This is a genomic window from Nonomuraea sp. NPDC004186 (assembly GCF_053603495.1).
Genome location: NZ_JBSGFQ010000014.1, coordinates 45,576 through 61,551, shown reverse-complemented (window position 1 = coordinate 61,551; position 15,976 = coordinate 45,576). Strand labels below are relative to the sequence as shown.

General features: G+C 71.9%; 15 protein-coding genes. 11 read left to right on the top strand and 4 right to left on the bottom strand.

Going from position 1 to position 15,976, the window contains the following annotated elements; translation table 11 throughout:
- Positions 1-230: 230 nt before the first annotated feature.
- A complete protein-coding gene (locus ACWEPL_RS14220) occupies positions 231-800 on the bottom strand; it encodes a TetR/AcrR family transcriptional regulator (protein WP_363982725.1) in 570 nt (189 codons plus the stop codon).
- Positions 801-868: 68 nt separating this feature from the next.
- On the opposite strand from ACWEPL_RS14220, the gene ACWEPL_RS14215 reads away from it, so the two are divergent.
- Positions 869-1,360 (top strand): FBP domain-containing protein, encoded by a 492-nt coding sequence (locus ACWEPL_RS14215; protein ID WP_452436372.1) that lies wholly within the window; start codon positions 869-871, stop codon positions 1,358-1,360.
- Here the strand turns inward: ACWEPL_RS14215 and ACWEPL_RS14210 are convergent.
- Positions 1,292-2,053, bottom strand: coding sequence for a TetR/AcrR family transcriptional regulator (locus ACWEPL_RS14210; protein ID WP_452436371.1), 762 nt, complete (start codon positions 2,051-2,053; stop codon positions 1,292-1,294). The two genes, ACWEPL_RS14215 and ACWEPL_RS14210, sit on opposite strands and share 69 nt — an antisense overlap.
- A gap of 79 nt (positions 2,054-2,132) precedes the next feature.
- Here ACWEPL_RS14210 and ACWEPL_RS14205 point away from each other — a divergent pair, with 79 nt between their 5' ends.
- The 4 genes from ACWEPL_RS14205 (at position 2,133) to ACWEPL_RS14190 (ending at position 7,667) form a co-directional block, all read left to right on the top strand.
- On the top strand, positions 2,133-3,065 hold the full coding sequence (locus ACWEPL_RS14205; RefSeq protein WP_452436370.1) for an MBL fold metallo-hydrolase: 933 nt from the start codon (positions 2,133-2,135) through the stop codon (positions 3,063-3,065).
- Positions 3,066-3,174: 109 nt separating this feature from the next.
- Complete coding sequence (locus ACWEPL_RS14200; protein WP_452436369.1) at positions 3,175-3,372, top strand: hypothetical protein; 198 nt, start codon at positions 3,175-3,177, stop codon at positions 3,370-3,372.
- 488 nt (positions 3,373-3,860) lie between these two features.
- On the top strand, positions 3,861-5,486 hold the full coding sequence (locus ACWEPL_RS14195; RefSeq protein ID WP_363982737.1) for a phospholipase A2: 1,626 nt from the start codon (positions 3,861-3,863) through the stop codon (positions 5,484-5,486).
- A 138-nt stretch (positions 5,487-5,624) separates the two neighbouring features.
- A complete protein-coding gene (locus ACWEPL_RS14190) occupies positions 5,625-7,667 on the top strand; it encodes a S8 family serine peptidase (RefSeq protein ID WP_452436368.1) in 2,043 nt (680 codons plus the stop codon).
- On the opposite strand, the gene ACWEPL_RS14185 is transcribed toward ACWEPL_RS14190, so the two are convergent.
- Positions 7,657-9,060, bottom strand: coding sequence for an aminotransferase-like domain-containing protein (locus tag ACWEPL_RS14185; RefSeq protein WP_452436367.1), 1,404 nt, complete (start codon positions 9,058-9,060; stop codon positions 7,657-7,659). The genes ACWEPL_RS14190 and ACWEPL_RS14185 overlap by 11 nt on opposite strands.
- A gap of 82 nt (positions 9,061-9,142) precedes the next feature.
- On the opposite strand from ACWEPL_RS14185, the gene ACWEPL_RS14180 reads away from it, so the two are divergent.
- Positions 9,143-10,291, top strand: coding sequence for an aminotransferase class V-fold PLP-dependent enzyme (locus ACWEPL_RS14180; RefSeq protein WP_452436366.1), 1,149 nt, complete (start codon positions 9,143-9,145; stop codon positions 10,289-10,291).
- Positions 10,292-10,307: 16 nt separating this feature from the next.
- Here ACWEPL_RS14180 and ACWEPL_RS14175 read toward each other — a convergent pair whose 3' ends face one another.
- Positions 10,308-11,288 carry an aldo/keto reductase gene (locus ACWEPL_RS14175; protein ID WP_452436365.1) on the bottom strand — a complete coding sequence of 327 codons (981 nt, stop codon included), beginning with the start codon at positions 11,286-11,288 and terminating at the stop codon, positions 10,308-10,310.
- Between the two features lie 188 nt (positions 11,289-11,476).
- On the opposite strand from ACWEPL_RS14175, the gene ACWEPL_RS14170 reads away from it, so the two are divergent.
- The 5 genes from ACWEPL_RS14170 (at position 11,477) to ACWEPL_RS14150 (ending at position 15,956) form a co-directional block, all read left to right on the top strand.
- The gene (locus ACWEPL_RS14170; RefSeq protein WP_452436364.1) at positions 11,477-12,073 is read left to right on the top strand and encodes a helix-turn-helix domain-containing protein; all 597 of its coding nucleotides are present in this window, start codon (positions 11,477-11,479) and stop codon (positions 12,071-12,073) included.
- Entirely contained in the window at positions 11,998-12,774 is a 777-nt protein-coding gene (locus ACWEPL_RS14165) for an SDR family oxidoreductase (protein ID WP_355208500.1), read from the top strand. Before ACWEPL_RS14170 ends, ACWEPL_RS14165 begins: the two co-directional genes overlap by 76 nt.
- 78 nt (positions 12,775-12,852) lie before the next feature.
- On the top strand, positions 12,853-14,130 hold the full coding sequence (locus ACWEPL_RS14160; RefSeq protein ID WP_363982755.1) for a hypothetical protein: 1,278 nt from the start codon (positions 12,853-12,855) through the stop codon (positions 14,128-14,130).
- A gap of 115 nt (positions 14,131-14,245) precedes the next feature.
- Positions 14,246-15,190 (top strand): NAD(P)H-binding protein, encoded by a 945-nt coding sequence (locus tag ACWEPL_RS14155; protein ID WP_452436363.1) that lies wholly within the window; start codon positions 14,246-14,248, stop codon positions 15,188-15,190.
- Between the two features lie 61 nt (positions 15,191-15,251).
- Positions 15,252-15,956, top strand: a complete 705-nt coding sequence (locus ACWEPL_RS14150) for a GNAT family N-acetyltransferase (protein WP_452436362.1) — start codon at positions 15,252-15,254, stop codon at positions 15,954-15,956.
- Positions 15,957-15,976: the final 20 nt, after the last annotated feature.

Genomic DNA, 15,976 nt, shown 5'->3' with positions numbered 1-15,976 from the left:
GTGGCCGGACCGCAGCAAGGTGGCACGAACACGGGCGTGGTGCGAGGCGGACGCCGTCGGCGGGACAGATACCGCCCCACGTTCCGCCGCAGGATGACGGTGCCGGCCAGCACCACCAAGGCGATGAGGAAGGCGCTTTCGGCCACTTTTCTCGCCTCCTTACAGCGACTGCTCTTCGCACGACACTCGGCGCAGAAGCTATATATCCGCCACAGGGCCGCTACAGAGCTTCAGGCTCCCGGCCAGTTTCTGAGCAGGACGTCCAGCGCGTCCAGGGCCCTGGACCACGACACGTCCGCGCTGCGGGGGTTGGTGGCGAACCGGCCCGTCGTCTCCAGGGACACGTATCCATGGAAAGTGCCGCCCAGCAGCCGTATCGCGTCCGTCTGGTCGGGGTCCGACAGGTCGTAGCCGCGCAGGAGCGCCCGCGCCAGCTCCGAGTGCCGGCCCGCCGCGCTGGTGGCCGCCGTCACCGGGTCGAGTTCGAGCTGCGTCGCGGCGTACCTGCCCGGGTGCTCCTTCGCGTAGTCCCGGTAGGCGTTGGCGAAGGCCACCAGCGCCTCCTTGCCCGCCCGGCCGGCCAGCGCGGCGGCGACCCTGTCGGCGAGCTCCCCCATGGCCAGCTCCCGCACCCTGAACCGCAGGTCCTGCGCGTCCTTGACGTGCGCGTACAGGGCCGCGGGCTTGACACCGAACCCGCGCGCGAGCGCCGAGACGGTCACGTTCTGGAAGCCGATCTCGTCGGCCAGGTCCGCCGCCGCGCTGGTCAGCCGCTCCGGGGTCACTCCCGCCCGCGCCATGCGCCCACCTTTCTTACACCCTTTAAGTATTTGCATAATAGCCTTAAGGAGAGCTAGCCTCGCCGCTCATGAGACCAGTCACCGAGCGGGATATCCGCGCATCGTTCATCAACTGCTCCAAGGGCGAGACCCAGCGCCTCAGCATGCCCAGGGACTTCACGCAGAGCCCCTGGGAAGACCTCGACTTCCTCGGGTGGCGAGATCCGGGCGCGCCCGAACGCGCCTACCTGGTGGCCGAACGCGAGAGCTCCTTCGTCGGGATCGCGCTCCGGGTGACGTCCGGCTCGTCGCGCGGGTTCACCTCGCGCAGCATGTGCTCGCTGTGCCTGACCATGCACACCAGTGGCGGCGTCGCGCTGATGACCGCGCGCCGGACCGGCGAGGCCGGCCGTCAGGGCAACTCGGTCGGGCAGTATCTGTGCACCGACCTCGACTGCTCCCTGTACGTACGCGGCAAGAAGAAGGCCGCCGGCGACGGGGCCATCGACGAGTCACTCAGCCTGCCGGAGAAGGTCGCCCGCACCCGGGCCAACCTGTTCGCCTTCCTGGCCAAGGTGTGACCGGCGGCGGTCGGTGTGCGTGGTGTGGACGGCGGGCCAGCCCTCGGAGGGGGCGGGCTCCCGGCACAGGCCGTTGAGGGTGGCGCGGATGACGCGTTCGGCCTGGAGGTCGAAGGCCCGGGCGTCGTCGACGCGGATCAGGCCGTCGATGAGCAGGACCGCGAGGCCGTGGATCGGCGCCCAGACGACGAACTCGGCCCCCGGGCGCGACGCCGCCGGGAGGGCGCCGAGGTCGGCGAGGCGGTCGAGCTCGGCCGTCAGGACGTCGTGCGGGTGGCGCGAGACGCGCGAGTCCGGGCCGGTGGCGCCGGCCCCGAAGACGAGGCGGGCCACGGCCGGATCCTGGACCGCCCAGTGCAGGTAGCCGCGACCGAGGGCGATCAGGCGCCGCAGAGGATCGGCGGTCTCGCCGACGGGCGCCCGCGGGCCGGCACCTGCACCGCTCAGCTCGCCGGCCTGTTCGCAGGCGTCCGCCAGGCGGTCGCCGAGGTGGGAGAGGATCCGTTCGGACAGCGCGCGGACGAGCGTGTCGCGCGAGGCGAAGTGGTGGTAGGCGGCGCTGGGGCTGACGCCGACCCGGGCGGAGGCCTCGCGTAGCGACCAGCCGTCGGCCCCGCGCTCGCGCACGAGCTCCTCGGCGGCGTCCAGGAGTGCCGCGCGCAGGTCGCCGTGGTGGTAACGCCCCTTCGCCATGAGTCGATCTTAACACCGATCAGATCCGTGTTACGCTGCGCGAAAAGCCATCTCAACACTGTTCAGATTGGAGTGGGTCATGTGCCCCACCGCGTCTTCGCCGTCCGCCGGACAGAGCGTCGTGCCGGATGTCCGGCAGAGCCCGCCGCCGATCGTGCGGGGCGAGCCGGTCGAGGTGGCCGACGGCGTGTACGTCATCCCGGACGGCCGCGTCGAGCTCGTCCCCAACGTGGGCATCGTCGTGGGCGAGCGGGCCGCGCTGGTGATCGACACCGGCATGGGACCCCGCAACGGCGCCCACGTCCTGGAACAGGCCCGCCTCCTGGCCGGCGACCGGCGCCTGTACCTGACCATCACCCACTTCCACCCCGAGCACGGCTTCGGCGCGCAGGCCTTCCAGGGGGCCGCGACCATCGTCTACAACGCCGCCCAGCGCGCCGACCTGCGCCGCAAGGGCGCGGCCTACCTCGACATGTTCAAGGGGCTGAGCCCCGCCGTCGCGGCCGAGCTCCAGGACGTCACCCTCGTCGAACCCGACCTCGTCTACGACGGCGAGGCGGAGCTCGACCTCGGCGGCCGGACCGCGGTCCTGCGCACCGCCGGCCCGGCGCACACCGCCTCCGACCAGATCATCCTCGTCGACGACCGCATCCTCTTCGGCGGCGACCTGTTCGAGACCCGCATCTTCCCGATCACCCCGTACCTCCCGCCCCATGACGTCGACGTCGACGGCGCCCGCTGGATCGACGTCCTCGACCGGCTCATCGCCCTCTCCCCCGAGGTCGTCGTCCCCGGCCACGGCGAGGTGACCGACGCCTCCCTGCTCCACGACGTCCGCGACTACCTCGCCTACGTCCGCGCCGAGGCCGCCCGCCTGCGTTCCTCCGGCGCCTCCGAGGAGGAGACCGCGGCGGCGATCGACCAGGCCGCCCGCGCCCGCTGGACCACCTGGGAACGTCCCGAGTGGATCGGCTTCGCCGCCCGCGCCTTCTACCACGAGGCCGCCTCATAGCGCCTGGACCTGCGGCGACGCCGGGCACGGAGCACAGGCCATACCGGCCGGGGTAGCGCAGGCCGCACCTCGGTCGGGGCGCGAGATCGACGCGCTGCGCAGCCCCTCCGTGCGCGCTGTCGCCGATCTGGCGGTGCAGTCGCGGTTCTCGCACTACTTCGTCGCGGGCACGGCGCTGTGCGTCGTCCACCGGTACGGCCCGATCATCGCGGCCCGCCTCGGCAACGCCGTCCACCGCGGCGTCGAGTTTCACCGGCAGGGTCGCCGCCCGCCAACCACACCGAGATCGCGCCAGGCGTCGTGGTGACCGTCGTCATCGCGACGCCCCTGATCCCGCTGCGCGTCACGCGCGGCCCGGGCCGGCCCTGGTTCGCGATCGCCGATTCGCACCCTTGTCGAACGCCCGCCGACCCCGGCGCCGAAGCGGGCCTTGACCCCCGGGGGCAATGGCGTGTCAATCCCCCGCGGATAATGGTCGGCGGGACCGCCATAAAATCACTACATTACCGCCATACGAATTCAGCAGGACATCGGTCCATCTTCATCAGAGACCCGATAAGGCCGCCATAAATTCACCAGGAAAGCCGCTCTGGCCTGGGATTACGTGAGCGCTGGCGGTGTCTGGAAATGCGGATTCGTCTAACGCGTCACCGCTTACCGAAGGGCGCGAAGGGTGCGACTCCGAATGCGATTTGAGCACCGATCCGAATGGCTGTCCAGACCCTTGTGGAGTGAATTCCGATCATCTACTGTCCAGGTGATCAAATCACTCACCCGCGCACTCGGGAGGCCCAATTGCGCCGATTAACGACCGCCGTCGCCCTTTCGGCGGTGCTGATCCCCTTCCTCTCTCCCGAGGCCTCCGCCTCCACCTCCACCGTCGCCGAGCCGCCCCCGGCCGAGGTTCAGGAGGTCGGCCCCGGTCAGTACTTCGCCGACTCCGGGACCTTCAAGATCGCCGAATCGGACGTGTCCTTCGCCGCGATCGGCCGCCGGCACGGCGTGGCCGCGGCCAACGGTGACCTGGCCCGGCCGCAGTCGGCCCCCGCCACCCGCCCCGAGCTGGCCGTCTTCGGGCCCGGCTGGCAAGGGGAGTTCCTCGGCGGGGCGATCAACCGGAAGCTGGAGGTCCAGAACGGCGCCGTCGTCGTCACGGACCTGGAAGAAGGGGGTTCGACCCGCTACGACCTGAAGAGCAGCGTCTCGCTGCCGGGCGGCGGCGGCATCAACACCTACGAGGACGCCACCGGCGCCAAGCTCACCGAGACGACCAAGTGGGACGCGACCGCCGGCGCGATGCGTACCACGATGGCCGAGGCGATCACGGTGGATCCGACCACCCAGGACGCCGGTGACGACACCTTCACCGACGCCAACGGCAACCCCGTCAGCGCGGCCGACCTCAAGTTCAACTACACCTGGGCGCAGCCGGCGGGCCTGCAGAGCACCGACACCTGGCGGGTGACCAGCGTCGGCACCACCGCGTACGGCAAGTCGACGGTCGGCTACGACACCCAGGGCCGCATCAGCACCATCAAGGAACCGGCCGGGGCCGAAGCCCCCGAGACCACCCTCGCGTTCACCTACGCCACGTCGACCACGGCCGGCACCTCCTCGCTCGGCGACTTCACGGGCCGGCTCAAGGAGGTCACGGTCACCCTCGGCACCGAGGCGCCGCAGACCGCGGCCCGCTACGCGTACGACCTGTCCGGGCTGCTGCGCACGGTGTCCGACCCCAGCGACGGCACCACCCAGGCGACCTACGCCTACGACGAGATCGGCCGCCTGACGTCGATCGACTCGCGCAGCAACGGCGCGTGGCAGCTGAGCTTCCCGGCGGGCAGCGCGGTCCCCCAGGCGACCTCCGTCGACGCCGACCGGCCGACCGCCGACACGCCGATCGAGGGCTCGGGAGGGATCCCCAGCCCCGTGACCCCGGAGCCGCCGCCGGGCGACTTCATCCCGGGCGGCATCGACGGCACGCAGGCCTATCCGAAGTACTGCCCCACGGCCAAGGACTGGATGTGGTGGACCAAGATCGGCTGCATGGCCTACGCGGCGCACTACGGCTGGCACAGCCCGAGCTGGAAGCGGACCGCCAGCGGCTTCAAGGTCATGGGCATCAACCACGACCACTGCACGCAGGCTCCGGACCGCCCCAGCGGCTTCGACTACCGGCCGGCCTGTGACTCGCACGACTACGGGTACGGGCTGATCGGCAACACGTACAAGAAGTACAAGTACTACCTCGACCGCAGCCGCAAGGCCGACGTGGACAACAGGTTCTACATCACGCTGCGCGACAAGGTGTGCGGCGGCTACTTCATCCTGGTCCGCGGGGCCTGCCGGCGGATCGCCCTCGTCTACTGGGCCGCCGTCCGCGTCAAGGGCAACCCCAAGAACGGCGCGAACGCGACGTAACCACTCGCTGCGACCCCAGAGGCCGGACGGCGGGATCGATCGCCGTCCGGCCACCCCCTCATGTCGGCGTCGTCACCATGGAACTCTTCACGTAAGGCGCGATATGTCATGAAATTTCCGGTCTTATCCTGCGTCATCGTGGCATTCGCGGCCACGACGCTCGTGAGCGTGCCGGCCCACGCGGCCTCGGCGAATCTGGAGAAGCAAACCACCCAGCAGACCGCCCAGCAGGTCACCGCGGCCGCACCGACGGTGGAGCCCAAGCTGCGCACCAAGCTGGCCGCCGGCGGCAAACTCCGGGTGAACGTGGTCACCAAGTCCCGGACCGACCTGCCCGACGCCTCCGCCAACGGCCAGGTCCTGCAGACCTCCTCCCGCTTCCCCATGGTCACCCTGCGCGTGGACGCGGCGGCCGTGGACCGGCTGTCCAAGCTCGCCAACGTGGTCAGCGTCACCGAGGACAAGCCCGTACCCCCGGTGCTGGCCCAGAGCATCCCCCTGATCGGCGGGGACCGCACCCGCGCCGCGGGCATGACCGGCGCCGGCAGCGTCGTCGCCGTCCTGGACACGGGCGTCGCCGTCAACCACCCCTTCCTGGGCAGCCGCGTCCTCGAAGAGGCCTGCTTCTCCCCCGTCGACGCCGACTACTCGGCCACCAGCCTGTGCCCCGACGGCAACGCCGAGCAGGAAGGACCCGGCGCGGCCGACACCGACACCGGCCCCTGCGCCGACGTCGCCCTCGACTGCGACCACGGCACCCACGTGGCCGGCATCGCCATCGGCAACGGCCAGAACGTCACCGGAGCCCCGCCCGCCGGCGTCGCCCCCGCCGCCGAACTCGTCGCCATCCAGGTCTTCAGCAAGTTCACCTCCGAGGACTTCTGCGGCGCCGGCGCGGCCCCCTGCGTGCTCAGTTTCACCAGCGCCCAGATCGCCGGCCTGGAGAAGGTCCTGGAGCTGCAGGAGGGCGGCACCCCCATCGTGGCCGCGAACCTGAGCCTCGGCAGCGGCCGCTACACCGCCGCCTGCGACTCCGACCCCCGCAAACCCGCCATCGACGCCCTCCTGGCGGCCGGCGTGGCCACCGTCATCGCCTCCGGCAACAACGGCTACGGCGACGGCATCAGCGCGCCGGCCTGCGTCTCCTCGGCCATCGCCGTCGGCAGCACCACCGACACGGACACCCCGTCCACGTTCAGCAACCGCGGCACCCTGCTGGACCTGTTCGCCCCGGGCACCGACATCGTCTCCTCCATCCCCGGCAACAAGTACGCCTCCATGAGCGGCACCTCCATGGCCGCCCCCCACGTCACCGGCGCCCTGGCCGTGATGCGCCAGGCCCAGCCCACCACCGCCGTCTCCCAGCTGGTGACCACCCTGAAGACCACCGGCAAGGTCATCACCTACACCGGCGCCACCACCCCCCGCATCCAGCTCGACACCGCCGTGCTCGGCGGCACCAACCCCACCCCGGACCCCGACGCGGACCCCTGGCCGCTGCCCAACTACACCAACGGGACCGACTACGCCATCCCCGACCACGGCTACGTGGAATCGAAGATCGTGGTCAACGACCTCATCGGCAGCGCACCCGCCAACATCGAGGTCTACATCGACATCCACCACACCTGGCGCGGCGAGATCAAGGCCGACCTGATCGCCCCGGACGGGAAGGTCTATCCGCTGCGGGCGCCCGCCCCCAACGACAGCGCCGACATCATCCACGAGACCTATCACGTCAACGCCAGCGCCTCCCCGGTGAAGGGCACCTGGAAGCTGCGCGCCCAGGACGTCGAATGGCTCGACACCGGCTACATCGACAGCTGGACCATCAGGCTGCCCTGCTTCGGCGCCTGGGACGACGTCCCCATCCCCGACCCCGGCAGCGCGGACTCCCAAATCGTGGTCGGCTGGCTCTCCGGCAACGCCCCCTCCAACGTGACCGTCTACGTCGAGATCAACCACACCTGGCGCGGTGACCTCAAGCTCGACCTGGTCGCCCCGGACGGCAAGGTCTACCCGCTACGGGCACCGGCACCCAAGGACGACGCCGACGTCCTGAACGAGACCTATCACGTCAACGCCAGCACCTCACCAGCCAGCGGCAGCTGGAAACTCCGCGTCGAAGACGTCACATCCGGCGACAAGGGCTACATCAACGGATGGACGCTCACCCAGTGAGGGAACGCGGCGGCCCGCCGAGCCGCCGCGCACCCTCGACCAGCTCGGCGACGTCGGCGGCCGCCGCGAAGCCGAGCCGCAGGTAGCCGCCCGGAGCCTCCGCGGCGAAGTAGTCGCCGCCCGCGCTGATGACCACGCCCCGCGCCCGCGCCGCCTCGACGGCGGCGTGGTCGTGGCCCGCGCTCATCCGCACCCACAGGTGCAGCCCTCCGGTGGGGATCTGCCCGGGCACCCAGCCGGGGACCTCGCGGGCGAGCGCGGTGACCAGCGCGGCGCAGCGTTCGCGCAGCGCGTGGGCCAGGGCACGCAGGTGCCGGTCCCAGGCCGGGGTGCTGAGCAGCTCGACGGCCGCCTCCTGGAGGGGGCGCGCGATGAAGAAGTCGTCGACCCGCCGCATCGCGCGCAGCCGTTCCATCACCGGCCCCCTGGCGATGACCGCGCCGATGCGCAGGCTGGGCGAGGCGGGCTTGGTCAAAGAGGTCACGTGGACCACGGTGCCGTCGCGGTCGTCCGCGACGAGCGCGCGGGGCACCGGCGCGCCGTGCCCGAGGTGGCGCGCGAAGTCGTCCTCGACCAGGAAGGCGCCGGCCGCGCGGGCCACGTCGACCACCTGCCGGCGGCGCTCGGGCGAGAGCACGGCGCCGGTCGGGTTGTGGAAGGTCGGCTGGCAGTACAGCAGCCGGGCCCCGGTCGTGGCGAAGGCGTCGGCCAGCAGGTCGGGCCGGATGCCGTCGCCGTCCAGAGGCACGGGTACGGGTCGCAGCCCCGCCGCGCGGGCGGCCACCAGCGCGCCCGGATAGGTGGGCGATTCGACCAGGATCGGGCTGCCGGGCGCGGCGATGGCACGGAACACCATGGAAAGGGCGCTCTGCCCGCCGCTGGTGATCAGCACGTCGTCGGAGCCGACGTCGCCGCCGGCCTGCCGGGCGAAGATCGTACGCAACGGCGCCAGGCCGGCCACCGGCGCGCGATCCCACGCGTCCGGGCGGCGCGCCGCGCGGGCCAGGGCGGCGGCCAGTGCCTTGACGGGCTGCAGGGAGCTGTGCAGGTAGCCGCCGGCCATCGTGATGGCGCCGGGCGGCGGGCCGAGCAGCTCGCCCGCCGTCAGCGCGGGCATGCTGCGGTCCGCGAGCACGACCGTCTGCCAGGAGGTGTCCCCCCGGCCGCCGGGCGCCCGGGCGCCCCCCGCCCCCACGAAGGTGCCGCTGCCCGGCCGGGTCACTACCGCCCCCTCGGCGGCCAGCAGGGCGAAGGCCCGCGTCACCGTCACGGGGCTCACTCCGTGGCGGCGCACCAGGTCGCGGGCGCTGGGCAGCCGGTCGCCCACGGCCAGCCCGGCGATCTCCGCCCGCAGGCTCGTGACGAGAGCCTCAGTAATGTTACTCTCGGACATGAGAGACAAGAGTAACGCTTTCCACTTTTCACCGGAAACGCTTCGATCCCTTCGCGCCGACACCCCGGGCTGCGAATCGGTGGTGCACTTCAACAACGCCGGCTGCGGCCTGCTGGCCAGGCCGGTGCTCGAGGCGATGCTCTCCCATCTGCGGCTCGAAGCGGCCATCGGCGGATACGAGGCGGCCGCGGCCCGGCAGGTGGAGGTCCGCGACTTCTACGCCGCGACGGCCGGGCTCCTCAACTGCTCCCCCGAGAACATCGCCTTCGCCGGGAGCGCGACCGACGCCTACACCAGGGCGCTGTCCGCCATCCCGTTCGAGGGCGGCGACGTCATCCTCACCACGCGCAACGACTTCATCTCCAACCAGATCGCCTTCCTGTCCCTGCGCAAGAGGTTCGGCGTCGAGATCGTGCACGCCCCGGACCACGCCGACGGCAGCGGCGTCGACGTCGAGGCGATGGCCGCGCTCATGCGCTCGCGGCGGCCCCGGCTGGTCGCCGTGACCCATGTGCCCACCAACTCCGGCCTGGTCCAGCCGGTCTCCGAGATCGGCCGCCACTGCCGTGAGCTGGACCTGCTGTATCTCGTGGACGCCTGCCAGACGGTCGGCCAGTACGAGATCGACGTCGAGGAGATCGGCTGCGACCTGCTCACCGCCACGTGCCGCAAATTCCTGCGCGGCCCGCGCGGCTCGGGCTTCCTCTACGTCTCCGACCGGGTCCTGCGCGCCGGCTACGAGCCGCTGTTCATCGACATGTACGGCGCCCGCTGGGTCGAGCCGGGGCGCTACCGCCCGGTCGAGACCGCCGCGCGCTTCGAGGACTGGGAGTTCCCCTACTCGGCCGTGATCGGCAGCGCGGTGGCCACCAGGTACGCCCTCCAGGTCGGCGTGCACCGCATCGCCGAGCGCACGCCCGCGCTCGCGGCCCGGCTGCGTGACCGGCTGGCGGACGTCCCCGGCGTCCGGCTCCTCGATGGCGGCACGCGGCCGGCGGCCCTGGTCACCTTCGAGATCGAAGGCTGGCAGCCGCAGCCCTTCAAGGAGGCCATGGACGCGCGGGGGATCAACTCCGCCCTCAGCTTCCGCGAGTTCGCCCAGTACGACTTCGGCGACAAGGACGTGGAGTGGGCCCTTCGCCTGTCACCGCACTACTACAACACCGAGGAGGAGGTGGACCGGGTCGCCGCCGCGGTCGCCGAGCTCAGCCTCACCGCCGCCCGGCGGTGAGGCTGAGGGCCCGCACTCAGAAGTACGTGGGCAGGCGGGGCGTGTAGTGCTCCTCCAGTGACGTGACCTCGTCGTCGGTGAGCTTGACGTCCAGCGCCGCGACCGCGTCGGCCAGATGGCGCGCCTTCGTGGCGCCCACGATGGGCGCGCTGACGACCGGGTTGTTCAGCACCCAGGCCATGGCCACCTGCGCCATCGAGACGCCACGCGCCTGCGCGATCCGCTGGACGGCGTCCACGATGGCCTTGTCGCCCTCCAGGAACAGCGGCCGGCCCTGGCGGTCGGTCGTCGGGTTGGTCGCGGCGCGGCTGGTGCCCTTCTCCCCCCAGGGACGGGCGAGCAGGCCCGCGGCGAGCGGGCTCCACGGCATGCTGCCCACGCCCTGGTCAGCGAGTAGGCCGAACATCTCCAGCTCCTCCTCCCGCTGGACCAGGCTGTACTGGTCCTGCATGGAGACGAACCGGCTCCACCCGTTCGCCTGCGCGACGTGCTGCATCGTGGCGAACTGCCAGGCCCACATCGACGAGGCGCCGATGTAACGGGCCTTGCCCGCCTTGACGACGTCGTGCAGGGCCTCCATCGTCTCCTCCACCGGCGTCTCGGGGTCGAAACGGTGGATCTGGTAGAGGTCGACGTAGTCCGTGCCGAGGCGGCTCAGGGAGGCGTCGATCTGCTCCATGATCGCCTTACGGGACAGCCCGGCGCCGCCGGGGCCCTGGTGGATCGGGAAGAACACCTTGGTCGCCAGGACGATGTCGTCGCGGCGCGTGTACCTCTTCAGCGCGCGCCCGACGATCTCCTCCGACGCGCCCATCCCGTAGACGTTGGCGGTGTCCCAGAAGGTGACGCCGAGCTCGACCGCCTGCCGGAAGATCGGCTCGGCCCCCTCGTCGTCGAGCGCCCACGGCGTCCACTCCCCGGACACCCCGAAGCTCATGCAGCCGAGCGCGATCCGGCTCACTTTCAGGCCCGACGACCCCAGACGGGTGTACTCCATCTGCTATCTCTTTCCTCGCGAAACCGCAGTTCGACGGGGAGGCGGCCGTCCCCACCGGGGGAGGACACCTCCTCGACCGTCCATCCTGCGCGCGGCGGGCGCGCGCCGGCAGGGCGGGCTGTTCGGGGGTGTGACAGGGCCCCCCAACGCAGCCGCCGCGCAGGTCAGGGCCCGGCAGACTGGAAGGTATGGCACGTGAGCAACGGGACGGCAGTGGCGGCAGCGAGCTGGGACGTTTCCTGCGCGCACGCCGCACCCGGGTGACCCCGGGCGAGGTCGGCCTGACGGTCGGCCCGGGCCTGCGGCGCACCCCCGGCCTGCGGCGCGAGGAGCTGGCCACCCTGGCCGGGGTCAGCGTCGACCATTACGTCAGGCTGGAGCGCGGCAGGGAGACCCGGCCCAGCCCGGCCGTCGTCGATGCCCTGGCCCGCGCGCTCCTGCTGGACGAGATCGAGCACGAGCACCTGCGCAGCCTGGCCGCGCGCGCCGCCCTCACGCTCGCGGAGGCGGCCACGCGGGTCGCCGACAACCCCGACGGCGTCCCCGACGCGGTGTGGCAGGAGGCCGCGGCCCACTACGACGAGGAGGCGCTGGCCGCCCTGGTCATGGCGATCTCGGCGATCAACGCCTGGAACCGCATCAACATCACCCTCCGCAACGCCCCGGCCCAGCACCTCGCTATCGAGCAAACGCTTGGTAGAGTCAGGACGTGCTGCTCGATGACAAGGTCGCGGTCGTCACCGGGGCGGGCCCCGGGCTGGGGCGGACCCTGGCGCGCCTGCTGAGCGAGGAGGGCGCCAGGGTCGTCGTGGCCGCCCGCACCGCGGCCACCGTCGAGCGGATCGCCGCCGAGGTGCCGGGCGCGCTGGCCGTGCCCGCCGACGTGACCAGGACAAAGGACGTACGGCGGCTCGCCGGCACCGTGATCGACCGCTTCGGCCGGGTGGACGTGCTGGTCAACGCCGCCTTCCCCGGATCGCACCGCAGGAACGTGCTCGACATGTCCGACGACGACCTCGAGGCCTGGCGCGCGGCCGTCGAGACGGGCGGCTACGGCACCCTGCTGGCCTGCAGGTTCATCGCGCCGCACATGGTGGCCCAGGGCTCCGGCTCGATCGTCAACATCACCTCCATGTCCTCCCGCACGGGCTACGCGGGCCGCAGCGACTACGCCGCGGGCAAGGCCGCAGCCCACCTGCTGTCCCACTGCCTCGCCGACGAGCTCGGCCCGTACGGCGTGCGGGTCAACTGCGTCGCCCCCGGCTGGATCGCCAGTGACGTGCTCGACGACTGGATGCGCACGCGGGCCGCGGCGGAAGGCGTGCCGTTCGAGGAGATCCTCGCCCGCGACGTCTCGGCGATGGCGCTGCGCCGCATCGCCACCGAGGAGGACGTGGCCCGCGCTGTCCTCTACCTCGCCTCCGACCACGCCAAGGCCCTCACCGGCGCCACCATCGACGTCAACGGCGGCCAGCTGTTCACGTAAACGCGATCTTGTCTGCTGCCCCGGAAGTGATCACACTACGGTTCAGGCAGAGCTCGGCGTCGAACGAGGAGCACCTCCATGACCACCCCTTTGACCTGGCTCGTACGGATAGGTGCCGCGTGCGTCCTGGCCGCGCCCGCGCTGTCACCCGGCGTCGCGTCGGCCCTGACCACGGCCCCGGCACCACTCCAGCCCCTGAGCCTGACGGGCCTCGACCTGCGCGCCGGGTCCGACCCGTACACCGTGCCGCTCACGGCGGAGTACGAGCAGGTGGGCATCGGCGGGGCACTCAGCGGGACCGACCGCGTCGCGCTGCCCGGCAACGAGGACCCCGCCTGCGCCGCCCGGGCGGCCTATCTGCCGCGGGTGCCGGTCCGCTCCTGGTTCTGCTGGCCCGCCGCCGCCCAGGGCGACAAGGAGGACCTCCCGCACTCCCCCTGGGTGCCGCAGGGGCTGGCCACCTCGGGCGAGGCCCAGCTCGACGGCACCCCGATCGGCGGCGACCACCGGGCGCTCATCACCAGCTGGGTCTGGCTGAACTCCCCCGACCCGGACAACCCCGACTACCGCACCAACTCCGTGAACCTGTCGGTGGTCGACCTCGACGACCGCCGCTACCGCAACGTCCTGCCCGTGTGGGTCGACAGCCAGGGGAAGCTGCGGCGCGTGTACGGGCACGGCGGCGGCCTGGCCTGGTACGGCCCCTACCTGTTCATGACCTCCAGCACCAACTGGAACGGCTACTCGGGCCCCGACTCCACGTACAACACCATCCGGGTGTTCGACACCCGCAAGATCTACCGCAAGCGGGACGGGAGCGGCGGCGACTACAGGTACGTCATCCCCGAGGTGCGCCACTACATCACCCCCATCCGCCTGGACTACGTCTCCCTGGACCGCCACAGCTCCGGCGGCGCCAGCCTGATCACCGGAACCTACAAGGCCTCCAGCGGCTCGACGGGCTCCCCGGCCGGCACCAAGCTGGTCCGCTACCGGTTCCAGCCGCCCCCGGACGGTGACTACCGGCTCATCAACGCGCCCGTGCAGGCCTGGGTGTCCACCGTCCCGGCCGACCCCGCCGACGCCATCAGCGACGTGCAAGGCGTCCAGTCCGACGGCGACCTCCTCTACATCAACATGGCGGCCGGCGCGCACCCCGGCCCCGACCCCAGGAGACGCTTCGCCACCGTGAACGTCGCCACCACGCCCCGGACGATCAGCGCCCACACGAGCTGGGCGTACCGTCCGGAGGACCTGTCACAGTGGTACGCCACCGGCGAGCTGTGGGGGCTCACCGAGGGCGAGGAGGAACGGGTCGTCTTCTCCGTCGCCATCGCCGACGTCGATCCCTCCTGAGCTCAGCACCACTGGCGAAATCTTGATGGTCCCGGATTAACGACATCGCCATCCGCCGGGCGTCCCGATGGAGGAATCGTCCCGAGTTTGCTGGGGTGGGTCCGGGAGGTGACCGATGCCCCAGGACAGACCGATTCTCGTCACGGGCGCCGCCGGCAGCGTCGGAGCGGTCGGCCGGACCGTCGTGGAGACGCTGCGGCGCCAGGGGCTCCCGGTCCGGGCGCTCGTCCATCGCGAGGACGAGCGCGCCGAGGCGCTGCGGGCCACGGGGGCCGAGGTCGTCGTCGCCGACATGACGCGCGCCGCCGACGTCGTGCCCGCCATGCACGGCGTCGGCCGGGTGTTCTTCAGCATGAGCGTCTCGCCGTCGTACCTGGAGGGCGCGGTCACCATGGCGACCGTGGCCCGCCAGACCGCCGGCATCGGGGCGTTCGTCAACCTCTCGCAGATGACCGTCTCCGGGATGACCACCACGAGCACGGAGGAGTCACGCCAGCAGCGGCTGCACTGGCTCGCCGAGCAGGCGCTGACCTGGTCCGGGCTGCCGCTGGTCGTCGTCCGGCCCACGGTCTTCCTCGAACACCCCTTCTTCACGCTCTTCGCCGCCGCCTCCATAGCCGAGCGGGACGAGATCCGCCTGCCGTTCGGGGGCGCGCGGACCTCGCCGGTCGTGGCGGGCGACGTGGCGGAGGTCGTCGCGACCATCCTGGCCGCCCCGTCGCCGCACGTCGGCAAGGTGTACGAGCTCACCGGCCCGCGCTCGGAGGACATGAACGCCGTGGCGGCGGAGTACTCCGAGGCCCTGGGGCGGCGCATCACGTACGTGGACATGCCGCTGAAGGAGTGGATCGAGCGGGACCTCCGCAAGGCGAAGCTGCCGGACCACGTGGCCGAGCACATCTCCACCATGGCGCGGCTGCACGCGCGGGGCCGCTACGCCCGCCTGACCCACGACGTCGAGACCATCACCGGACGGCCCGCGACGAGCGTCAAGAACTTCGTCGCCGGTCACGCGGCCCTCTTCGGCGGCACCCGGGCTGGCCCTGGGGGCCTCCGGTAGCGATCATCCTTCGGCGGCGCCCGGGTTGGCCCTGGAGGCCTGCGGTAGCGATCATCGGAGGATGCCGAGAAGTGCGCTGGACCGGGCGCGTGACCTGTGGGCGGCCCTGGCCGGCACCCCCGTCACGTTCCCCGCGATCGGGGACGTGCAGGTCGTGGTCTCGCCCGGGTCGTCGTTGTGCCCGCCGGGCTGGACGGGCGTCGTCGCGCTGGGCGGGGCGATCCTGGCCACCGTGCCCGACGCCGGCCTGGCCGAGCCGGTGCGGAGCGCGCTGCCGGCCCTCGGCGACGCCGGCCTCGCCCGGCTCCCGGGCCTCCTGCCGGTCCTGGACGTCCTGGGCCCGGCGACACTGGCCTACCTCGACGCCGGTGACTTCGTCGCCGCCCCGCCCGTCGCCGAGGTCGAACGCCTGCCGGCCGATCACCCGGCGATCCGGGCCCTGCTCGAATCGGTGCCGCAGGAGGAGGCGGACGAGTCCGGCCTGGAGGAGATCGCCTCGGCCGCCTACGCCGTCCGCGAGGGCGGGGACGTCCTCGCCGCCGCCGGCTTCCGCCCTTGGGTGGACACGGCCGCGCACGTGAGCGTGCTGACCGCGCCGCGGTGGCGCGGCCGGGGGCTGGCCCGCCTGGCGGCCTCCGCGGCGGTCGCCGACGCGCTGGCGACCGGGCTGCTGCCGCAGTGGCGGGCACGTCCGGAGCCGTCGCGGCGCGTCGCCCGCGCGCTCGGCTTCCGCGAGCACGGCGCGCAGATCAGCATCCGCCTCTAGGACCGCCCACAGGCCGAGGA

What these genes read in the sequence shown, in the direction of transcription:
- ACWEPL_RS14220 (WP_363982725.1), bottom strand. Translation starts at nt 800, where the DNA reads ATGGCGCGGGCGGGAGTGACCCCGGAGCGGCTGACCAGCGCGGCGGCG.
- ACWEPL_RS14215 (WP_452436372.1), top strand. Translation starts at nt 869, where the DNA reads ATGAGACCAGTCACCGAGCGGGATATCCGCGCATCGTTCATCAACTGC.
- ACWEPL_RS14210 (WP_452436371.1), bottom strand. Translation starts at nt 2,053, where the DNA reads ATGGCGAAGGGGCGTTACCACCACGGCGACCTGCGCGCGGCACTCCTG.
- ACWEPL_RS14205 (WP_452436370.1), top strand. Translation starts at nt 2,133, where the DNA reads ATGTGCCCCACCGCGTCTTCGCCGTCCGCCGGACAGAGCGTCGTGCCG.
- ACWEPL_RS14185 (WP_452436367.1), bottom strand. Translation starts at nt 9,060, where the DNA reads ATGTCCGAGAGTAACATTACTGAGGCTCTCGTCACGAGCCTGCGGGCG.
- ACWEPL_RS14175 (WP_452436365.1), bottom strand. Translation starts at nt 11,288, where the DNA reads ATGGAGTACACCCGTCTGGGGTCGTCGGGCCTGAAAGTGAGCCGGATC.
- ACWEPL_RS14170 (WP_452436364.1), top strand. Translation starts at nt 11,477, where the DNA reads ATGGCACGTGAGCAACGGGACGGCAGTGGCGGCAGCGAGCTGGGACGT.
- ACWEPL_RS14160 (WP_363982755.1), top strand. Translation starts at nt 12,853, where the DNA reads ATGACCACCCCTTTGACCTGGCTCGTACGGATAGGTGCCGCGTGCGTC.
- ACWEPL_RS14155 (WP_452436363.1), top strand. Translation starts at nt 14,246, where the DNA reads ATGCCCCAGGACAGACCGATTCTCGTCACGGGCGCCGCCGGCAGCGTC.
- ACWEPL_RS14150 (WP_452436362.1), top strand. Translation starts at nt 15,252, where the DNA reads ATGCCGAGAAGTGCGCTGGACCGGGCGCGTGACCTGTGGGCGGCCCTG.